The 19,287-nt window shown below is 71.3% G+C and carries 18 protein-coding genes; 10 read left to right on the top strand and 8 right to left on the bottom strand.

All coding sequences use genetic code 11. The features are described 5' to 3' along the window. Positions 1 to 135 precede the first annotated feature (135 nt). From argC to ACFYW8_RS18525, 5 genes are read left to right on the top strand one after another with little or no spacing between them, the layout of a single operon-like run. Entirely contained in the window at positions 136 to 1,164 is a 1,029-nt protein-coding gene (gene argC, locus ACFYW8_RS18545) for an N-acetyl-gamma-glutamyl-phosphate reductase (protein WP_389075891.1), read from the top strand. Beyond that, on the top strand, positions 1,161 to 2,315 hold the full coding sequence (gene argJ, locus ACFYW8_RS18540) for a bifunctional glutamate N-acetyltransferase/amino-acid acetyltransferase ArgJ (RefSeq protein ID WP_389075886.1): 1,155 nt from the start codon (positions 1,161 to 1,163) through the stop codon (positions 2,313 to 2,315). Before argC ends, argJ begins: the two co-directional genes overlap by 4 nt. Further along, complete coding sequence (argB, locus tag ACFYW8_RS18535; protein ID WP_389075882.1) at positions 2,312 to 3,226, top strand: acetylglutamate kinase; 915 nt, start codon at positions 2,312 to 2,314, stop codon at positions 3,224 to 3,226. The genes argJ and argB overlap by 4 nt, the downstream gene beginning before the upstream one ends. Further along, a complete protein-coding gene (locus ACFYW8_RS18530) occupies positions 3,223 to 4,431 on the top strand; it encodes an acetylornithine transaminase (RefSeq protein WP_389075878.1) in 1,209 nt (402 codons plus the stop codon). The genes argB and ACFYW8_RS18530 overlap by 4 nt, the downstream gene beginning before the upstream one ends. Positions 4,432 to 4,454: 23 nt before the next feature. Continuing rightward, positions 4,455 to 4,991 carry an arginine repressor gene (locus tag ACFYW8_RS18525; RefSeq protein ID WP_261702846.1) on the top strand — a complete coding sequence of 179 codons (537 nt, stop codon included), beginning with the start codon at positions 4,455 to 4,457 and terminating at the stop codon, positions 4,989 to 4,991. An 84-nt stretch (positions 4,992 to 5,075) separates the two neighbouring features. On the opposite strand, the gene ACFYW8_RS18520 is transcribed toward ACFYW8_RS18525, so the two are convergent. From ACFYW8_RS18520 to ACFYW8_RS18500, 5 genes are all read right to left on the bottom strand, one after another. Further along, positions 5,076 to 5,813: an FAD:protein FMN transferase gene (locus ACFYW8_RS18520; RefSeq protein ID WP_389076224.1), complete on the bottom strand. Its 738-nt coding sequence runs from the start codon at positions 5,811 to 5,813 to the stop codon at positions 5,076 to 5,078. 46 nt (positions 5,814 to 5,859) lie between these two features. Next, entirely contained in the window at positions 5,860 to 6,672 is an 813-nt protein-coding gene (locus ACFYW8_RS18515; protein ID WP_389075872.1) for an FMN-binding protein, read from the bottom strand. Between the two features lie 19 nt (positions 6,673 to 6,691). Further along, positions 6,692 to 8,029, bottom strand: a complete 1,338-nt coding sequence (locus ACFYW8_RS18510) for a ferric reductase-like transmembrane domain-containing protein (protein WP_389076221.1) — start codon at positions 8,027 to 8,029, stop codon at positions 6,692 to 6,694. A 125-nt stretch (positions 8,030 to 8,154) separates the two neighbouring features. Further along, positions 8,155 to 8,652 carry an FMN-binding protein gene (locus ACFYW8_RS18505; RefSeq protein ID WP_365875312.1) on the bottom strand — a complete coding sequence of 166 codons (498 nt, stop codon included), beginning with the start codon at positions 8,650 to 8,652 and terminating at the stop codon, positions 8,155 to 8,157. A gap of 7 nt (positions 8,653 to 8,659) precedes the next feature. Then, positions 8,660 to 10,021 (bottom strand): ferric reductase-like transmembrane domain-containing protein, encoded by a 1,362-nt coding sequence (locus tag ACFYW8_RS18500; protein ID WP_389075865.1) that lies wholly within the window; start codon positions 10,019 to 10,021, stop codon positions 8,660 to 8,662. Between the two features lie 264 nt (positions 10,022 to 10,285). Here ACFYW8_RS18500 and ACFYW8_RS18495 point away from each other — a divergent pair, with 264 nt between their 5' ends. Beyond that, positions 10,286 to 11,092: a response regulator transcription factor gene (locus tag ACFYW8_RS18495; RefSeq protein ID WP_389075860.1), complete on the top strand. Its 807-nt coding sequence runs from the start codon at positions 10,286 to 10,288 to the stop codon at positions 11,090 to 11,092. A 92-nt stretch (positions 11,093 to 11,184) separates the two neighbouring features. Beyond that, entirely contained in the window at positions 11,185 to 12,612 is a 1,428-nt protein-coding gene (locus ACFYW8_RS18490) for a HAMP domain-containing sensor histidine kinase (protein ID WP_365875354.1), read from the top strand. 191 nt (positions 12,613 to 12,803) lie between these two features. On the opposite strand, the gene ACFYW8_RS18485 is transcribed toward ACFYW8_RS18490, so the two are convergent. The 3 genes from ACFYW8_RS18485 to ACFYW8_RS18475 all read right to left on the bottom strand — a co-directional run bounded on the left by ACFYW8_RS18485 (position 12,804) and on the right by ACFYW8_RS18475 (position 15,074). Beyond that, positions 12,804 to 13,502 carry a L,D-transpeptidase gene (locus ACFYW8_RS18485; RefSeq protein ID WP_389075856.1) on the bottom strand — a complete coding sequence of 233 codons (699 nt, stop codon included), beginning with the start codon at positions 13,500 to 13,502 and terminating at the stop codon, positions 12,804 to 12,806. Between the two features lie 3 nt (positions 13,503 to 13,505). Further along, complete coding sequence (locus ACFYW8_RS18480; RefSeq protein ID WP_365875320.1) at positions 13,506 to 14,093, bottom strand: pyridoxamine 5'-phosphate oxidase family protein; 588 nt, start codon at positions 14,091 to 14,093, stop codon at positions 13,506 to 13,508. Between the two features lie 135 nt (positions 14,094 to 14,228). Next, complete coding sequence (locus ACFYW8_RS18475) at positions 14,229 to 15,074, bottom strand: hypothetical protein (RefSeq protein WP_389075849.1); 846 nt, start codon at positions 15,072 to 15,074, stop codon at positions 14,229 to 14,231. Between the two features lie 329 nt (positions 15,075 to 15,403). Between ACFYW8_RS18475 and ACFYW8_RS18470 the strand changes: the two genes are divergently transcribed. The 3 genes from ACFYW8_RS18470 to ACFYW8_RS18460 all read left to right on the top strand — a co-directional run bounded on the left by ACFYW8_RS18470 (position 15,404) and on the right by ACFYW8_RS18460 (position 19,252). Continuing rightward, entirely contained in the window at positions 15,404 to 16,597 is a 1,194-nt protein-coding gene (locus tag ACFYW8_RS18470; RefSeq protein ID WP_328454405.1) for an argininosuccinate synthase, read from the top strand. Between the two features lie 136 nt (positions 16,598 to 16,733). Next, complete coding sequence (argH, locus tag ACFYW8_RS18465) at positions 16,734 to 18,167, top strand: argininosuccinate lyase (protein WP_389075841.1); 1,434 nt, start codon at positions 16,734 to 16,736, stop codon at positions 18,165 to 18,167. 113 nt (positions 18,168 to 18,280) lie between these two features. Next, positions 18,281 to 19,252, top strand: coding sequence for an aldo/keto reductase (locus ACFYW8_RS18460; protein ID WP_389075837.1), 972 nt, complete (start codon positions 18,281 to 18,283; stop codon positions 19,250 to 19,252). Positions 19,253 to 19,287 lie beyond the last annotated feature (35 nt).

Here is a 19,287-nt window from a genome sequence, read left to right as displayed (position 1 = left end):
CGCTCACCCGCCAACTAACGCGCTCACCGCCAACTAAAAGTCTCGGTCACGGCTGCGCCCGCTTCCGCCGCGGGACGGGTGATTGCATAAACGTGCAGCGAAACGTATAGTCATGCCATCTAGGAGGAGGGTTCCATGGCGATGCGCGCGGCGGTGGCGGGAGCGAGTGGGTACGCGGGCGGGGAACTGCTGCGTCTGCTCCTGGCGCACCCCGAGATCGAGATCGGCACCCTGACCGGCAACTCCAACGCGGGCGGGCTGCTCGGCGCGCTCCAGCCCCATCTGCTGCCGCTCGCGGACCGCGTCCTGACGGAGACCACCCCCGAGGCGCTGGCCGGTCACGACGTGGTGTTCCTCGCGCTGCCCCACGGGCAGTCGGCCGCGGTCGCGGAGCAGCTCGGCCCCGAGGTCCTCGTGGTCGACATGGGTGCCGACTTCCGGCTGAAGGACCCGGCCGACTGGGAGCGGTTCTACGCCTCCGCGCACGCCGGGACCTGGCCCTACGGCCTTCCCGAACTGCCGGGTGCCCGCGCCGCGCTGGAGGGGTCCAAGCGCATCGCGGTGCCCGGTTGCTACCCGACGGCCGCCTCGCTGGCCCTCTTCCCGGCGTACACGGCCGGGCTGGCGGAGCCCGAGGCCGTGATCGTCGCCGCCTCCGGCACCTCCGGTGCGGGCAAGGCGCCCAAGGCGCACCTGCTCGGCAGCGAGGTCATGGGGTCGATGACCCCGTACGGCGTCGGCGGTGCCCACCGGCACACCCCCGAGATGATCCAGAACCTCAGCGCGGCCGCCGGAGAGCCCGTCACCGTCTCCTTCACGCCCACCCTCGCGCCCATGCCCCGCGGCATCCTCGCCACGTGCAGCGCCAAGGCGAAGCCCGAAGTCACCGGCGCGTCCGTACGGGCCGCCTACGAGAAGGCCTTCGCCGACGAGCCCTTCGTCCACCTCCTCCCCGAGGGGCAGTGGCCCGCCACGGCGTCCGTCTACGGTTCCAACGCCGTTCAGGTCCAGGTCGCGTACGACGCCGCCGCGCACCGCATCATCGCGATCAGCGCCATCGACAACCTGACCAAGGGCACCGCGGGCGGTGCCGTCCAGAGCATGAACCTCGCCCTCGGCCTCCCCGAGGAGCTGGGACTTTCCACGATCGGAGTCGCACCGTGAGCGTCACGGCAGCACAGGGATTCACCGCGGCCGGAGTCGCCGCTGGGATCAAGGCGAACGGCAACCCGGACCTGGCCCTCGTGGTCAACAACGGGCCCCGCCGCGCCGCCGCGGGCGTCTTCACCTCCAACCGCGTGAAGGCCGCGCCGGTCCTGTGGTCCGAGCAGGTCCTCAAGAGCGGCGAGCTGACCGCCGTCGTCCTCAACTCGGGTGGCGCCAACGCCTGTACGGGTCCCAAGGGCTTCCAGGACACCCACGCCACCGCCGAGAAGGTCGCCGAGGCGCTCGGTGACATCGGCGCGGGCAGCGTCGCCGTGTGCTCCACCGGCCTCATCGGCGTGCTGCTGCCGATGGACAAGCTGCTTCCCGGCATCGACCTGGCGGTGGCCCAACTCGGCCCGCACGGCGGCGAGAAGGCCGCCATCGCCATCAAGACCACCGACTCCGTGCACAAGACCTCGGTCGTGACACGGGCCGGCTGGACCGTCGGCGGCATGGCCAAGGGCGCGGGCATGCTCGCCCCCGGCCTCGCCACCATGCTCGTCGTACTCACCACCGACGCGGACGTGGACAGCGGGACTCTCGACCGGGCGCTGCGCGACGCCACCCGTACGACCTTCGACCGCGTCGACTCCGACGGCTGCATGTCCACCAACGACACCGTGCTGCTGCTCGCCTCGGGAGCCAGTGAAGTCACCCCGGAGTACGCGCAGTTCGCCGAGGCGGTCCGCGCGGTCTGCGACGACCTCGGTCAGCAGCTGATCCGCGACGCCGAGGGCGCCAGCAAGGACATCAAGGTCGAGGTGATCAACGCCGAGACCGAGGACGACGCCGTCGAGGTGGGCCGTTCCATCGCCCGCAACAACCTCCTCAAGTGCGCCATCCACGGCGAGGACCCCAACTGGGGGCGGGTGTTGTCCGCGATCGGCACCACGAAGGCCGCCTTCGAACCGGACCGGCTCAACGTCGCCATCAACGGCGTCCGGGTCTGCAAGAACGGCGGGGTCGGCGAGGACCGCGAACTCGTCGACATGCGCTACCGCGAGGTCCACATCGTCGCCGACCTCGCCGCGGGCGACGCGACCGCCACGATCTGGACCAACGACCTCACCGCCGACTACGTCCACGAGAACAGCGCGTATTCCTCATGAGCAATGTGACCCGCAAGCACACCGCTCTGCCCAAGGCGCAGATCCTCATCGAGGCGCTGCCCTGGCTGACCCGGCACCGCGGCAAGACCGTCGTCGTCAAGTTCGGCGGCAACGCCATGATCGACAGCGAGTTGAAGGCCGCCTTCGCCCAGGACATCGTGTTCCTGCACCACGCGGGCCTCAAGCCGGTCGTCGTGCACGGCGGCGGTCCGCAGATCAGCGCCGCCCTCGACCGGCACGGCATCGTCAGCGAGTTCAAGGCGGGCCTGCGGGTCACCACCGAGGACGCGATGGACGTCGTCCGCATGGTGCTGGCCGGACAGGTCCAGCGCGAGCTGGTCGGGCTCCTCAACGAGCACGGACCCCTCGCCGTGGGCCTTACCGGCGAGGACGCGCACACCATCACCGCCACCAAGCACCAGCCCACGATCGACGGCCAGTTGGTCGACATCGGGCGGGTGGGCGAGATCACCGCGATCGACACGGGCGCGATCGAGGCTCTGCTCGCCGACGGCCGGATCCCGGTCGTCTCCTCGATCGCCCGGAGCCAGGACGACGGACATGTCTACAACGTCAATGCTGATACGGCGGCTGCGGCACTCGCTGCCGCGCTGGACGCCGAGACCCTCATGGTCCTCACGGACGTCGAGGGCCTCTACGAGGACTGGCCGAACAGCGACGAGGTGATCAGCCGCCTCACCGCCACCCAGCTGGAGAAACTCCTTCCCGAGCTGGCCAGCGGCATGGTGCCGAAGATGGAGGGCTGTCTGCACGCCGTGCGCAACGGCGTCACCACCGCCCGGGTCATCGACGGCCGGGTCCAGCACTCGATCCTGCTGGAGATCTTCACCGACGAAGGCATCGGCACGATGGTCGTGCCGGACGAAGAGGAAACGGGGGACGTCGCATGACCGGCACCGCGACCAACGCGGAGCTCACCCAGCGGTGGCAGGGCGCGCTCATGGACAACTACGGCACCCCGCGACTGCCCCTCGTCCGCGGCGCCGGAACGAAGCTGTGGGACGCCGACGGCAACGAGTACCTCGACTTCGTCGGCGGCATCGCGGTCAACGCGCTCGGACACGGCCATCCCGCGATCGTCGAAGCCGTGAGCCGGCAGATCCGCTCCCTCGGCCATGTCTCGAACCTCTTCGTCGCCGAACCGCCCGTCGCCCTCGCCGAACGACTGCTCCAGCTCTTCGGGCGCGAGGGCCGGGTGTACTTCTGCAACTCGGGCGCCGAGGCCAACGAGGGCGCCTTCAAGATCGGCCGGCTGACCGGCCGGACCCACATGGTCGCCACCACCGGCGGCTTCCACGGCCGGACCATGGGCGCCCTCGCGCTCACCGGCCAGCCCGCCAAGCAGGAGCCCTTCCTGCCGCTGCCCGGTGACGTCACGCATGTTCCGTACGGCGACGCGCAGGCCCTCGCCCAGGCGGTCACCGAGGACACCGCACTGGTGATCATCGAGCCGATCCAGGGCGAGAACGGTGTGGTCGTACCGCCTCCCGGCTACCTCAAGGCCGCCCGCGCGATCACCGCGGCCACCGGCGCCCTGCTCGTCCTGGACGAGGTGCAGACCGGCATCGGCCGCACCGGCCACTGGTTCGAGTACCAGGCCCACGAAGGCGTCCTGCCCGACATCGTCACGCTCGCCAAGGGTCTCGGCGGCGGACTGCCGCTCGGCGCCACCGTCGCCTTCGGCCGCGCCGCCGGGCTGCTGAAGCCCGGCCACCACGGCACGACCTTCGGCGGCAACCCGGTCGTCTGCGCCGCCGGACTCGCCGTGCTCGACACGATCGAGTCCGAGGGACTCCTGGACAACGTGAAGCGTGCCGGCGAGAAACTGCGGGACGGAATCGAGGGCGCCGGTGACGGTTCCGGCCATCCGTTGATCGACCATGTCCGGGGTGCGGGGCTGCTCCTGGGTATCGTGCTCACCGAGCCGCTCGCGCCCCAGGTGCAGCAGGCGGCTCAGGACGCCGGTTTCCTGGTGAACGCGCCCGCCCCCGATGTCGTACGGCTGATGCCGCCGCTGAATCTCGGCGATGACGAAGTGGACGCGTTCCTCCGGGCCCTTCCCGGCATCCTCGACGCAGCCAACGGGGACGGATGATCCCGGGAAATGGGACGACGACGATGAGTCAGGCGCAGGACCACGAGCACGCAGGGCCTGCCGTGCCGCAGACCCGCACCGCACGCCACCGCCGGATCGTGGACATCCTCAACCGGCAACCGGTGCGCTCGCAGAGCCAGTTGGCGAAGCTTCTCGCCGACGACGGGCTGAACGTCACACAGGCGACGCTCTCCCGGGACCTCGACGAGCTGAACGCGGTGAAGATCCGCAACAACGACGGCGACCTCATCTACGCGGTGCCGAGCGAGGGCGGGTTCCGCACCCCGCGCGCGCCGCTGGGGGAGTCGGCGAAGGAGGAGCGGATGCGCAGGCTCTCCTCGGAGCTGCTGATCTCCGCGGAGGCCTCGGCCAATCTCGTGGTCCTGCGCACCCCGCCGGGGGCCGCGCAGTTCCTCGCCTCGGCGATCGACCAGGCGGAGCTGCACGACATCCTGGGGACGATCGCGGGGGACGACACCCTGCTGCTCATCAGCCGCGGTCCGACGGGCGGGCAGGCACTGGCCGACCATCTGCTGCGGCTCGCTCAGAACGACCACTGACCCGGTGTACGACGGTGGGGGCGCACCCCGTCCGGGGCGCGCCCCCACCGTCGTACACCAGGGGTGCGGTGGGGTCCGCGCAGGTCAGCCCAGACGCTGGGCGAGCCCTCCCGTGCATCTGACCTCGTCGCCGGCCGTGATGAGCAGCGCCTCCACGTCGGGGAGCGACTCCAGCCAGTCGAGGCCCGCCCGCGAGCCCATCGCGAAGGCCGCGGTCGCCCAGGCGTCCACCCAGGTCAGACGGGGGCCCACCACGGTCACCGCGAGCAGGTCGGTGACCGCGGACCTGCCGGTGCGCGGGTCGACGATGTGGGCGCCGCGTTCGGCGGTGCCGGAGGTCGCGACGGCCAGCTCGTCCACCCCGGCCGCGGAGACCACCGCGGCGAGCGAGCCCGGACGGAGCGGGTCGGACACGCCCACCCGCCAGGGGCGGTGCGGTCCGGGGATGCCGCACAGCTGGACGTCGCCGCCGCCGTTGACACTCACCCCGCTCGCCCCGGCCGCGGCGAGGTGCAGGGCCGCGCGTTCGGCCGCCCAGCCCTTGACGATGCCCGTCGGGTCGAGCTGTCCCTCGTACCGTGTGCTGAACCAGCCGTCGCTGACGCGTTCCGCCTCGGCGCCCAGACCGAGCACCTCGGCGACCTCGGGGTCGCACTCCTCGACGGTGAGCTCCCCGCGCACCAGCCGCGAGATCTGGCTGTCCTCGCGGTAGGTGCTGAACACCTCGTCCACACGGTGGAGTTGGGCGATCGCCTCCTCCAACGCCGCTCGCACGAGCTCGGGTTCCCCGCCGCGCACGTCGAAGGAGAAGACGGTGCCCATCACTTCCTCGGCGTGGCGCAGTTCCCGCGGTGCGTCCGGCGCGGGCTCAGACACCGGCCTTGTCCAGGGCCGACTGCAGGGACTTCTTGTAGCCCTCGCTCGTGTAGGTCGCGCCGGAGACGGTGTCGATCTGGGCACTGCCCGCCGCGACGGCCTCCTGGTTGAGCTTGGGCACCGAGAGGGCGGTCTTCTGGTCGCTGATGCCGCCCTTGGGGGCCTGGACCGCCTCGGCCTTGGTGATCTTCTTGCCGTCGAGGGTGAGCCGGACCTGGACGGGGCCGTACTGGGTGTCGGACACGGTCCCGGTGACGACGCGCGCCTGCGCGGCGGGTGCCGCCGAGGACGCCCCGGCCTTGCCCGAGGACCCGGTGGATCCTGCGGACCCCGACGTGCCGCCGGCGGCCTTCGCCTTGTCCAGGGCCGACTGCAGGGACTTCTTGTAGCCCCCGCTGGTGTAGGTCGCCCCCGAGACGGCGTCGATCTCGGCGCTCTGTGCCGTGACGGTTTCCTGGTTGAGCTTGGGCACCGAGAGGGCGGTCTTCTGGTCGCTGGTTCCGCCCTTGGGGGCCTGGACCGCGTCCGCCTCGGTTATCTTCCCGCCGCTCATGGTCAGCCGCACCTGGACCGGCCCGTACTCGGTCCGCACCACGTCACCGAGGACGGTGCTGGTACCCGACTGCTGGGCGGTGCCGCCCTGCGCCGCACCCTGCGCGGCCGCCGTCTGCTGGGGCGCCGCACCGGCCTGCGCCGACGCGGCCGCCGGGTCGGAGGCCGGTTTGAGGGCCAGCAGCAGCACGATTCCGGACACGGTGGCGGCGCTCGCGAGCACGAACCGCCGAATGGGGTGATTCTTCTTCATCGTTCCTGACTCCCGTCGCTCACATCTCGAACGACTCGTGATGGATGCGGCGGGCGGGGACCCCCGCGCCGCGCAGTGCCGCGTACACCTCCTGGGCGAACCCGGGCGGCCCGCACATGAAGACGTCGTGGTGGTCTATGTCGGGCAGCTTGCGGCGCAGGGACTCCGCCGAGATGTCCGGCCGCTCGCCCTCGGGGCTGTTCACCGCGTACATCAGCCGCGCCCCGCGCTCCTTGGAGATGGCGGCGAGCTCGTCCCACAGAGCGAGGTCCTGGGTGGTGTTGGCGCGGTAGAGCAGCGTCAGGTCGCCGGACGCGCCGGGCAGGGTCTCGAACAGCGCCCGCATCGGCGTGATGCCGACACCGCCGGCCACCAGGAGCACCTTGCCCCGACTGCGCTTGCCGGCGGTCAGCGCGCCGTAGGGGCCCTCGGCCCAGACCCGGGTGCCCGGCTCCAGGTCACGCAGGGCGGCGCTGTGGTCGCCGATCGCCTTCACGGTGATGCGCAGCATGTTGGGGCGGGGCGCCGCCGAGAGCGAGTACGGGTGGGAGCTGAAACGCATCCCGGGCGCGAGGAAACGCCAGCGGAAGAACTGTCCGGCCTCCGCGCCCATCCGGTGCAGCTTGCGCCCGCTGATGAGCACCGACACGATGCCCGGCGTCTCCTCGATGACCGCCTGCACCCGCATGCGGTGCTTCAGGTTCAGCCGGATGGGAGAAAGGATTCGGTACCAGATGACCAGCGCGGTCACCGATCCGTAGAGCCCGTACCAGACGGTCTTGGCGACGGGTTCCACCGCGAAGTCGTTGCCGGTGGAAAGCTGGTGCCAGAACGTCAGGAACACCGCGGCGTACGTCAGCAGGTGGACGTGGTACCAGGTGTCGTACGGGATCAGCCGACGGAGCCAGCCGACGGAGATGAACCCGATGAGCACGAGCAGGCCCGTGCCGATCGCGGCCTTGCCCATGTCGGGCAGCTGGTTCACCGAGTCGATGGTCTGCTGCACGATCTGGCCGAGCCCCTTGCCGGCCTGCAGGGCGTAGCCCCACATCGTCAGGAAGAGGTGGGCGAGGACCAGGCAGATGGTGTAACGGCCGGTCATGGCGTGCCAGCGCGCCACCCGGTCGGATCCCACCCGGCGTTCCAGGGCGGGGACGCGGGCCATCTGCAGCACCACGAGCGCCATCAGATACCCGGCGAGCAGCCCGGTGATCCGGCCGGCGTTGAGGATCCTGCTGTTGTTGTCCGCGATGGACGGGGTATCCATCCACCACAGCCAGATGACCGCGGCGGCGCCGGCCCAGACGGCGAGCAGCAACGGGACGGCGGGCGAGCGGCGAGGGCGGATTCGGCGCATGGTCTGGCGCCGCGCGGCGCGACCACCGGCGATCGTGGACACGGTTCCTCCGTGTTCGTCCTGGAGAGACGGGGTGAGGGGAGTGGCCCCCTGGCCCAGAGATACGGTCCACGACGCCCGTGCGTTCAGAAGCCCGCCGAGTCGAGTGCGGACTGGAGCGACTGCTTGTATCCGCCGCTGGTGTAAGTGGCACCGGACACCGAGTCGATCTGGGCACTCTGCGCGGCCAGCGTCTCACGCCTGAGCTGGGGAATCGCGTAACTGTTGATCTCCTGGTCCTTGGGATTGTCCGAAGGATAGGCGACCGCGGCGGCATCCGTGATCCTGCCGTCCTTCAGCGTGATCCGCACCTGGACCGGACCCCAACGGGTCTGCACCGTATCCCCGGTGACGGTCTTGGTCCCCGTGCTCCTCGAACCCCCGGACGTGCCCGAGGAACTTCCCGAGGAGCTCCCCGACGAGCTCTCCGAGGAGGAGGGCGAATGACTCACGGACGAGGAGGCCGAGGCCGGTGTCGGCGGTGTGTGCGGCTTCAGCGAGAGCAGCAGGACGAAACCGGTGACCGTGGTGGCGGCGGCCAGCGTCATCCGGCGCAGCGGACGGTTCTTCTTCAGGGCGTGCACGGCGGCCTCACAGCTCGAACGACTCGTGGTGGATACGACGGTCGGGGACACCCGCGGTGCGCAGTGCCCCGTACAGGTCCCGCGCCATCGCGGGTGGTCCGCAGAGGTAGACGTCGTGCTCGGCGATGTCCGGCACGGCCTCGCGCAGCGACTCGGCGGTGAGCCGCGGGCGCGAGCCGTCGGCGGCGTTGACCGCGTACAGGACGCGGGCCCCGCGCCAGCGTGCGATGTCGTCCAGCTCGCCGCCCAGCGCCAGATCCTCGGCCGTGCGTGCCCGGTAGAGGAGCGTGACCCGGCCGGGCAGCGTCTCGAACAGGGCGCGCAGCGGCGTGATGCCGACGCCGCCCGCGATCAGCAGGGCCTTCGACGCCGTGCTCCGGTCTGCGGTCAGCGAGCCGTAGGGCCCCTCCGCCCACACCCGGGTGCCGGGACGCAGCAGCCCGACGGCCGCGCTGTGGTCGCCGAGCGCCTTCACGGTGATCCGCATCCGGTCCGGCCGGGGCGGCGCGGACAGCGAGTACGGCGTCGAGGTCCACCGCATCCCGTCCGCGAGGAACCGCCAGCGGAAGAACTGGCCCGCCCGCGCGTTCAGCTCGTCCAGACCCTCCCCGCGGATCACGACGGAGAAGACCCCGGGGGACTCCCGGTACACGGACTCGACGCGCAGCCGGTGGCGCAGGTTGAGCCGTACCGGGGCCAGCAGCCGGAACCATACGACGAGCGCGGCCGTACCGAGGTAGAGCGCGTACCAGGCGGCCTGCGCCGCCCGGTTGCCGACGAGGTCGGAGCCGAGCGCGAGCTGGTGGAAGAAGGCCAGGAAGACCGCCACGTACGTCAGCAGATGCACGTAGTACCAGAACTCGTGGCTGATCCGGCGGCGGGCGAGGCGCGCCGAGGTGATCCCGACGGCGAACAGGATGACCGTGCCGGCCGTCGCCATGAGCATGTCCGGGTAGTCGAACACCACACTCAGCGTCTCGTGCACGATGCCCGTCCCGTCCTGGGCGGCGTAGCCGAAGAGGATCAGGGTGACGTGCGCGACCAGCAGGCAGATCGTGTAGCGGCCGGCCATGGCGTGCCAGCGGGCCACCCGGTCGGAGCCGATGCGCCGCTCCAGGAGCGGGACCCTGGCCATCAGCGCCACCAGGACGGCGCAGCTGTAGCCGCACAGCAGCCCGGCGATCCGCCCGGCGTCCGTCAGCCAGCCGGCCGGGCCCACCACCGACTGTGTGTCGGTCCACCACAGGGCGAGGACCGCGGCCGCTCCCGCCCACAGCAGGGCCAGCAGTGGTCCGGCGGGCGAGGGCCGCGGTCGCCCGCGTCCTCGTGTCGTGCGCGGGTCCGCCGCCCGCTCGTACACCGTGGTCATGTTTCCGTCCTTCGTCCGGCACTCCGGGAGGAAACTCTGCGTCCGGAACCTCTGAGGAGGCTCTGAACCGGCCCGTTCGGAGCGGACTCACAGCGAACTGAGAGCCACGGGGAAGGGGAGGAGGAAGGGAAGACCGAGGAAACGAGGAAACGAGGAAACAGGGTCCTCCGAGGAGAGGTGACTCGGAGGAGAGGTGACTCAGAGGAAACTCAGAGGCCGTGTGGCAAGGTGCGGCCGTCGGGAGGGGCGATGCTGGAAGGCGACATGAACACTCCCACCCCAGACCCCGGCACCTCCGGCGACCTGGACACCGGCACCGGTGCTGTCCCGTCCCGAGGGACCGGAAGGCCGCCCTCGCTCACCCGGCCCGACGGCACCCCGGTGCGCGTCCTCGTCGTCGACGACGATCCGGACCTGGCCGAGGTCCTCTCCGGTGCCCTGCGCTACGAGGGCTGGGAGGTCCGTACCGCGGGCGACGGCGCCTCGGCGGCCGCCGAGGCGCGCGAGCTGCTGCCCGACGCCGTCGTCCTCGACGTGATGCTCCCGGACACCGACGGCTTCGCCGTGCTGCGCGACCTGCACACCGTGCTGCCGGAGGTCTGCGTCCTCTTCCTCACCGCCCGGGACGCCGTGGAGGACCGCATCGCCGGCATCACGGCCGGCGGCGACGACTACGTCACCAAGCCGTTCAGCCTGGAGGAGGTCGTCGCCCGGCTGCGCGGACTGCTGCGCCGCGCCGGCATGGCCCGCCGGACCGACGAGGGCCCGCGGCTCGTCGTCGGGGACCTGGCGATGGACGAGGAGGCCCGCGAGGTGACCCGGTGCGGTGACCTGATCGAGCTGTCGCCGACCGAGTTCGAGCTGCTGCGCTTCCTGATGCGCAATCCGCGCCGCGTGCTCAGCAAGGCGCAGATCCTCGACCGTGTCTGGTCCTACGACTTCGGGGGCCAGGCCCATGTCGTCGAGCTCTACATCTCCTACCTGCGCAAGAAGGTCGACGCGGGCCGCGAGCCGATGATCCACACGGTCCGGGGCGCCGGGTACGTCATCAAGCCCGCGGCGGGCCGGTGAGCGCGAGCATGCGGGCCAGGGCCGGCGCGCTGGGCAGGCGCTGGTGGCTCCGGTCGGCGGCGGCCCTGCGCGCGCTGCCGCGACCGCGCACGATGCGCGCCCGCCTCACCGCCGGGCTCGTGGTGCTGCTCGCCGTCAGCTGCGCGGCCGTCGGCGTGGCCGCGGTGTACGAACTGGACGGCTTCCTGACCGGCCGCCTCGACCAGCAGTTGCAGGAGGCCGGGGCGCGGTTCCCGGCGAGCCTGGAACACAGCTCGACGAAGCCGCCCGACCACGACGGCGACGAACACGGCGACACCCGTCGGCAGAGCACCGGCACCTTCGGAGCGCGTCTGGTCGGCGAGGACGTCACCAACGCCGCGGTCGTGCCGCCCGGTGCTGGCACGGCCGTCCGGAACGTGCGTCTGACCGCCCGCGACGAGGCGCGGCTGGCCGCGGTCCCGGCGGACGGACGTGCCCACACCGTCTGCCTGTCCGCTCTGGGCGACTACCGCGTGCTGGCGACGCCCGGCAAGGACGGTGACGTGATGATCACCGGGCTGCCGACGGAGCCGGTCGACGCGGCCGTCCACCGCCTCGAACTTGTCGCCTCCCTGGTCCTCGGCCTGGCCCTCGTGGTCGCCGGAGTCGCCGGGGCCCTGTGGGTGCGCTGGTCGCTCCGCCCGCTGAACCGGGTCGCCGCGACCGCCACCCGGGTCAGTGAACTCCCGCTCGCCAGCGGCGAGGTGGCGCTGCCCCCACGGGCGCCCGAATCCGACCCGCGCAGCGAGGTGGGCCGTGTCGCCAGCGCCTTCAACCGCATGCTCGGCCATGTCGAGGACGCGCTCACCAAGCGGCACGCGAGCGAGGAACGGCTGCGCACCTTCGCCGCCGACGCCAGCCACGAACTGCGCACCCCGGTCGCCTCGGTCCGCGGCCATGCCGAGCTCGCGCTGCTGCACCCCGGCCCGGTACCCCCGAAAGTGACCCGCGCCCTCGAACGGATCGCCGCCGAGTCGGCGCGCATGGGCGAGATGGTCGACGAGCTGCTGCTGCTCGCCCGCCTCGACGCCGGGCGCCCCCTGGAACGGCTGCCCGTCGACCTCACCCACCTCGTCCTCGACGCGGTCACCGACGCCCGCGCGGTGGGCCCCGGCCACCGCTGGGTCCTGGAGCTGGCCGAGGAGCCGGTGACGGTCGCGGGCGACGCCCACCGGCTCCAGCAGGTGCTGGCCAACCTGTTGGCCAACGCCCGAGTGCACACACCTGTCGGCACCCGGGTGGCGGTGTCCCTGGAGAGTGTCGGCACGGAGGCCGTGCTGAAGGTCCACGACGACGGGCCCGGGGTTCCCGAGGACGTCCGGCCCGGTGTCTTCGAACGCTTCACCCGGGCGGACCGCCGCCGCGCGGACGGCGCCGGAGCCGGGGCCGGGCTCGGCCTGTCGATCGTGGCGGCCGTGGTCGAGGCACACAACGGCACGGTCACCCTGGAGAGCCGCCCGGGAGCGACCACGTTCACGGTCCGGCTCCCCGCGGCCTGAACCGGGGCCGCCGGTCAGTCGTCTGCCGGTCTGCCGGTCTGCCGGTCCGCCGGTTCGGCGGTTCGGCGGTTCGGCGGTTCGGCGGTTCGAGAGTCTGCCGGGCCGAGGGTCCCTCAGTCCGGCGGCCCCTCGGTGTCATCCGGTGTCATCCGGTCGGTGTCATCCGGTGGCGCTCGGTGGCATCCGGTCCGTCAGTACCGGGTGACCGCCGTCGCCCCGTTCGTCGTGCCGATGGCGATGCGCGGCCCGCGCGCCGGATCGGCCCACGCGAGGATCCGCCGCATCGCGTCCGCCGGCACGGACACACAACCGGCCGTGGGCCCGCTCCCGTTGACGTGCAGGAAGATCCCCGCGCCGCGCCCGCGCACCGGCCGGTCGTAGTTGAACCCGATGACGAAGGCGTACGCGTACTGCTTCTCGTAGGCGATCAGATGCTCGGACTCCCCGGCCCGGCAGTCCGCGGGGCGCGGCTCGGTCCACCGGTTGTACGACCGGGACGCGTTGTCCTGGCACCACCAGGAGTCCCGGCCCACCCGGCGGTACGGCATCGAGGTCCCGGCGGGCGCCGCCGCGGTCCCGAACGCGTACGGCAGCTCGTACAGCCCGGTGGGTGTGGTGTTCGTGCCCTGGCGCCGCGCCCGGCCCTCGACCAGTCCGCGCGCCCCGAACCGGGCGGGGGCGGAGCCGGCCCGCACCCATCGTCCGTTCCGCAGGTCCCACCAGGTGAGCGTCCCGGCCGTCGTGTCCTCGCGCGGTGCCTCGGCGGTGATCAGCTGGGTTCCGCCGCCGGTGTCGGCCAGCCGCGCGGGAAGCTCGGCAGGGGGCGGCGGCCCGCCCGGGGCCAGGGCGAGCAGGGACGCGGACGCGAGGGCGGCGGCTCCGAGGCGCATGGCTCAGACCGTACTGGGGGGCAACGGAAGCGGCAGCCCGGGCAGTCCGTCCAGGCTCGTCGCGATGTGCTCCTTCTTGGTGAAGTACTCGCTCAGTGAGGCGTCGTCCTCGCGCGCGAAGCGCCTCGCGTGAAGATCGCGGTCCTCGTCGTACGACATGAAGGGGACCGCGTAGCCGCAGGTGTCGCGGACGAGTTCGGCGGTCACGACGATGATCGCGCGCAGCCCGTGCGACGTCGGGTCGATGGTGGTGAAGCGGGTGAGGAGTTCCTTGAAGCGCGGGTCGTCGCGGAAGACCGGTTCGCCGCGGCCGTGCACCCGGACGATGTTGGGCGGGCCCTGGAAGGCGCACCACATGAGGGTGATCCGGCCGTTCTCGCGCAGATGCGCGATCGTCTCCGCGTTGCTCCCGGCGAAGTCCAGATAGGCCACGGTCCGCTCGTCGAGTACGGCGAACGAACCGCTGAGCCCTTTGGGGGAGAGGTTGATCGTGCCGTCCTCGGACAGCGGTGCGGTCGCGGTGAAGAAGAGGGGCTGTGCCTCGATGAAGGTACGGAGGCGGCCGTCGATGCGCTCATAGGTCTTTCCCATGTCTAACGATTATCAGGGAAAGCCTTTCGCCTGTCTAAGGAATTGCGGTTCCGGCGGCATCGTTCAGGGGCACCGCCGGAACCCGTGGCAGGCTCCCCGGCCGGCATCGGCGCAACGGCCGGGGAGCCTGCCGGATCACTGGGTGAGCGTGCAGGTGGCGAGGGTGTCCAGTCCGGTCGGCTTGGCGGCGGTGCGGCCGATGGAGATCGCGATGCGGTCGATCGTGGAGGTCCGCTTGTCCTTGAGGGGGCCGAGGATCGCGTTCTGGACGAAGTTGGGTCCGCCCTGCCCGACGGTGTTGGCCAGCCGGGTGTTGGCCTCGCCGATCTGGGTGTTCAGCAGTGCCAGATTGCGGTCGACCTCGGCCTTCGCGGAGGCCGGGACGGCGGGCAGCCGGGACGCGACGTCAGGGCAGGTGATGGTGCCGGCCGCGGTGGCGGCGCCTGTCCCGCCGGTGGCCCCGCCCGCCGGTGCGGTGGCCGTCGCGCTGGGCGCTGCGGCGCCGGTGGCCGCACCGCCCGCGGCGGCGCCTACGCCGTTGAGCGTGCAGGGCGCGAGCGAGTCCAGGCCCTGCGGCTTGGCGGCCGTGCGTCCGATGGCCGTCGCGATGCGGTTGATGGTGGCGACGCGCTTGTCCTTGAGGGGGCCGAGGATCGCGTTCTGGACGAAGTTCGGACCGCCCTGCCCGACGGTGTCGACCAGCCGCTTGTCCGCCTCCGCGATCTGGGTGTTCAGCAGGGTGAGGTTGCGGTCGACCTCGGCCTTCGCGGTGGCGGGGATCGCGGGCAGGCTCGGTGCGACGGCCGGGCAGTTCACCGTGCCCGCCGAGGCGGCCTTCGTCGTGGCGTTCTGCGCGCCGTTCCCGTGCGTCTCGCCCGCCAGTGCGCTGCCGGCGATCACGGCGGCGGACAGCACCACGGCGGAGGCTCCGCCGATCATCACGACGCGCCGCTTGTTGTACTTCGGAAGGGCCCTGGACATGCGGAATCCTCACTCGGGTCGGGGGCTGACGACCGCCCGGTGTTCGTCCGGTCGGTCGTCGTTCGTGTGCCTGCCGTACGCGAACGCGGCGCCTGCGTTCAGCGGGAGATACGCGAAAGCGGTTTCGGGTGTTCAAGCGACCGGAAGATTCCGTCGCCGGGGGGCCAGGAGATTCCGTCCCCCGGCGACGGAGAGCCCCCGTCCCGGGCGCCCGGAACTCTCTCGCCCGGCGTCCGGAAGCCGGCGCCGCCGCGCGGGCCGCGATTGACGAACCATGCAGAGTGCTGCATACTCATGCATGTCAGCGAATGCACTGTGAGGAGAATCCCGTGACCGAGCGCGTCGTACTCGCCTACTCAGGCGGTCTGGACACCTCCGTCGCCATCGGCTGGATCGCCGAGGAGACGGGCGCCGAGGTCATCGCCGTAGCGGTCGACGTCGGCCAGGGCGGCGAGGACCTGGACGTCATCCGTAAGCGCGCGCTCGCCTGCGGCGCCGTCGAGGCCGAGGTCGCGGACGCCAAGGACGAGTTCGCCGACGAGTACTGCCTCCCGGCGATCAAGGCCAACGCCCTCTACATGGACCGCTATCCGCTGGTCTCCGCCCTCTCCCGGCCGACGATCGTCAAGCACCTCGTCGCCGCCGCCCAGAAGCACGGCGCCACCACGGTCGCCCACGGCTGCACCGGCAAGGGCAACGACCAGGTGCGGTTCGAGGCCGGCATCGTCGCCCTCGCCCCCGACCTCAAGTGCATCGCCCCGGTCCGTGACTACGCCATGACCCGGGACAAGGCGATCGCGTTCTGCGAGGAGAAGCAGCTCCCGATCGCCACCACCAAGAAGTCCCCGTACTCCATCGACCAGAACGTCTTCGGGCGCGCGGTCGAGACGGGCTTCCTGGAGGACATCTGGAACGCGCCGATCGAGGACATCTACGAGTACACCTCGAACCCGGCCGAGCACCGCGAGGCCGACGAGGTGATCATCACCTTCAAGCAGGGCGTCCCGGTCGCGATCGACGGCAAGCCCGTCAGCGTGCTCCAGGCGATCCAGCAGCTCAACGAGCGTGCCGGGGCCCAGGGCATCGGCCGGATCGACATGGTCGAGGACCGGCTCGTGGGCATCAAGTCCCGTGAGGTGTACGAGGCTCCGGGCGCGATCGCGCTGATCACCGCGCACCAGGAGCTGGAGAACGTCACGGTCGAGCGTGAACTCGCCCGCTACAAGCGGCAGGTCGAGCAGCGCTGGGGCGAACTGGTCTACGACGGCCAGTGGTTCTCTCCGCTCAAGCGCGCCCTGGACGGCTTCATCGACGAGGCCAACCAGCACGTCAACGGAGACATCCGGATGACCCTGCACGGCGGCCGCGCGGTCGTCACGGGCCGGCGCTCCGACACCTCGCTCTACGACTTCGACCTCGCGACGTACGACACGGGCGACACCTTCGACCAGGCCGCGGCCAAGGGCTTCATCGACATCTACAGCCTGTCGTCGAAGATCGCCGCCAAGCGGGATCTGGCGTAAGCCGTACGGGACTTGGTGCGGGCGGTGGTCGTGTCCGCCGCCTCGAAGCCTCCCGACCGCACTAGCCTGACAGCCGCCTCCTCACTCGCGCGTGGGGAGGCGGTGGCACATCCACACCTTTCGAGGAGTAACGCAAGTGAGCAGCAACAGCGGTGACGTCCGGCTCTGGGGCGGACGTTTCGCCGACGGTCCCGCCGAGGCCCTGGCCAAGCTGTCCGCGTCGGTCCACTTCGACTGGCGCCTGGCGCCGTACGACATCGCCGGTTCGCGTGCCCACGCGCGCGTCCTGCACGGTGCGGGCCTGCTCACCGAGGACGAGCTCACCCGGATGATCGAGGGCCTCGACCTGCTGGAGTCGGCTGTCGCCGACGGCTCCTTCGTGGGCACGATCGCCGACGAGGACGTCCATACCGCCCTGGAGCGCGGCCTGTTGGAGCGTCTCGGCCCCGACCTCGGCGGCAAGCTGCGCGCCGGCCGCTCCCGCAACGACCAGGTGGCCACGCTCTTCCGGATGTACCTGCGCGACCACGCCCGGATCATCGGCGGTCTGATCGCCGATCTCCAGGAGGCGCTGATCGGCCTGGCCGAGGCGCACCCGGACGTGGCGATGCCCGGTCGCACGCACCTCCAGCACGCCCAGCCCGTGCTGTTCGCGCACCACGTCCTGGCCCATGTCCAGTCGCTGTCCCGGGACGCGGAGCGGCTGCGCCAGTGGGACGAGCGGACGGCCGTCTCGCCGTACGGCTCCGGCGCCCTGGCCGGTTCCTCCCTCGGCCTGGACCCGGAGGCGGTGGCCAGGGACCTCGGCTTCGAGCACGGCAGCGTCGCCAACTCCATCGACGGCACGGCCTCCCGCGACTTCGTGGCGGAGTTCGCCTTCATCACCGCGATGATCGGCGTGAACCTCTCCCGGATCGCCGAGGAGGTCATCATCTGGAACACGAAGGAGTTCTCCTTCGTCACCCTCCACGACGCGTTCTCCACGGGCTCGTCGATCATGCCGCAGAAGAAGAACCCGGACATCGCCGAACTCGCGCGTGGCAAGTCGGGCCGGCTGATCGGCAATCTGACCGGGCTGATGGCCACGCTCAAGGCGCTGCCCCTCGCGTACAACCGCGATCTCCAGGAGGACAAGGAGCCGGTCTTCGACTCCTGCGACCAGCTGGAGGTCCTCCTCCCCGCCTTCACCGGCATGATGGCCACGCTGACGGTCCACCGCGAGCGCATGGAGGAACTGGCCCCGGCCGGTTTCTCGCTCGCCACCGACATCGCCGAGTGGCTGGTCAAGCAGGGTGTGCCGTTCCGTGTGGCGCACGAGGTCGCCGGTGAGTGCGTGAAGGTCGCCGAGGCGGACGGCAAGGAACTGGACGAGCTGACCGACGAGCAGTTCGCGAAGATCTCGGCGCGTCTGACGCCCGAGGTGCGGTCCGTCCTCAATGTCCCGGGCGCCCTCGCCTCCCGCGACGGCCGCGGCGGTACGGCGCCGAGCGCGGTCGCCGTCCAGCTCGCCGAGATCAAGACGGACGTCGCCGCCCAGCAGGTGTGGGCCGTGGCGAAGCACAAGAAGTAGCCCGTTCGGAGGAGCGGACACGGCCCGTGAGCGGGGGCGGGTGCCGTACGACGGAGGGCGTCGCGGGTTACGTTGGCCGGGAGCCGTAAAGGAGCCGACCGAACGGAGCCGCGATGCCCTTCGCACGTCTCGCCTCAGCCACGACTCCCACCGCCCACCTCGGCCTGGGGCTCGCCGCCGTCGGCCGTCCCGGTTACATCAACCTCGGGCGCGAGGAGGACCTCCCGGCCGACCGCAGTGTCGACGCCCTGCGCGAGCGCACCCATGAACTCCTCGAAGCCGCCTACGCCCAGGGCGTGCGCTACTTCGACGTCGCCCGCTCCTACGGCCGTTCCGAGGAGTTCCTCGCCGACTGGCTGAGCGGCCGCCCCGACATCGACGACATCGTCGTCGGCAGCAAGTGGGGCTACCGGTACACGGCGGACTGGCGCACCGACGCCGAGGCGCACGAGGTGAAGGACCACGGCCTCGCCATGTACCAGCGGCAGCGCGCCGAGACCGCGCAGTTGCTCGGCGACCGGCTCGACCTCTACCAGATCCACTCCGTGACCCCGGACAGCCCGGCCCTCACCGACAAGGAGCTGCACTCGGCACTCGCCGAAGCGGCCGCGGGAGGCTTGTCGATCGGCTTCTCCACCAGCGGGCCCGCGCAGGCGGAGACGATCCGCGCCGCGCTCGCCGTCACGGTCGACGGCGAGCCGCTCTTCCGTACGGTCCAGTCCACGTACAACCTTCTGGAGACCTCGGCCGGCCCGGCGCTCGCCGAGGCCCACGACGCCGGACTCACGGTGATCGTCAAGGAGGGCATGGCCAACGGCCGGCTCGCCGCGCCCCATGCGCCGGACGCCTTGCGCGCCGTCGCCGCGGAGATCTCCCTCGGCTGCGACGCGGTCGCCCTCGCGCTGATCCTGCGGCAGCCCTGGGCGGGTGTCGTGCTGTCGGGGGCGGCCACCGCCAACCAGCTCGCCTCGAACCTGCACGCCGCGGTCGTCGACCTCGACGACGACCAGCTGTCCCGGCTCGCCGTCCTCGTGGAGGAACCGCGGGCGTACTGGGAGCGACGCGGGGAGCTGCCCTGGCACTGAGCGAGCCAGGAGGTACGTAAGCAGGGCTTCGAGAC

Source organism: Streptomyces sp. NPDC002742 (assembly GCF_042888885.1).
GTDB lineage: Bacteria > Actinomycetota > Actinomycetes > Streptomycetales > Streptomycetaceae > Streptomyces.
Note: the sequence above shows the minus strand (reverse complement) of the source record. Positions and strands in the feature narration are given on the sequence as shown.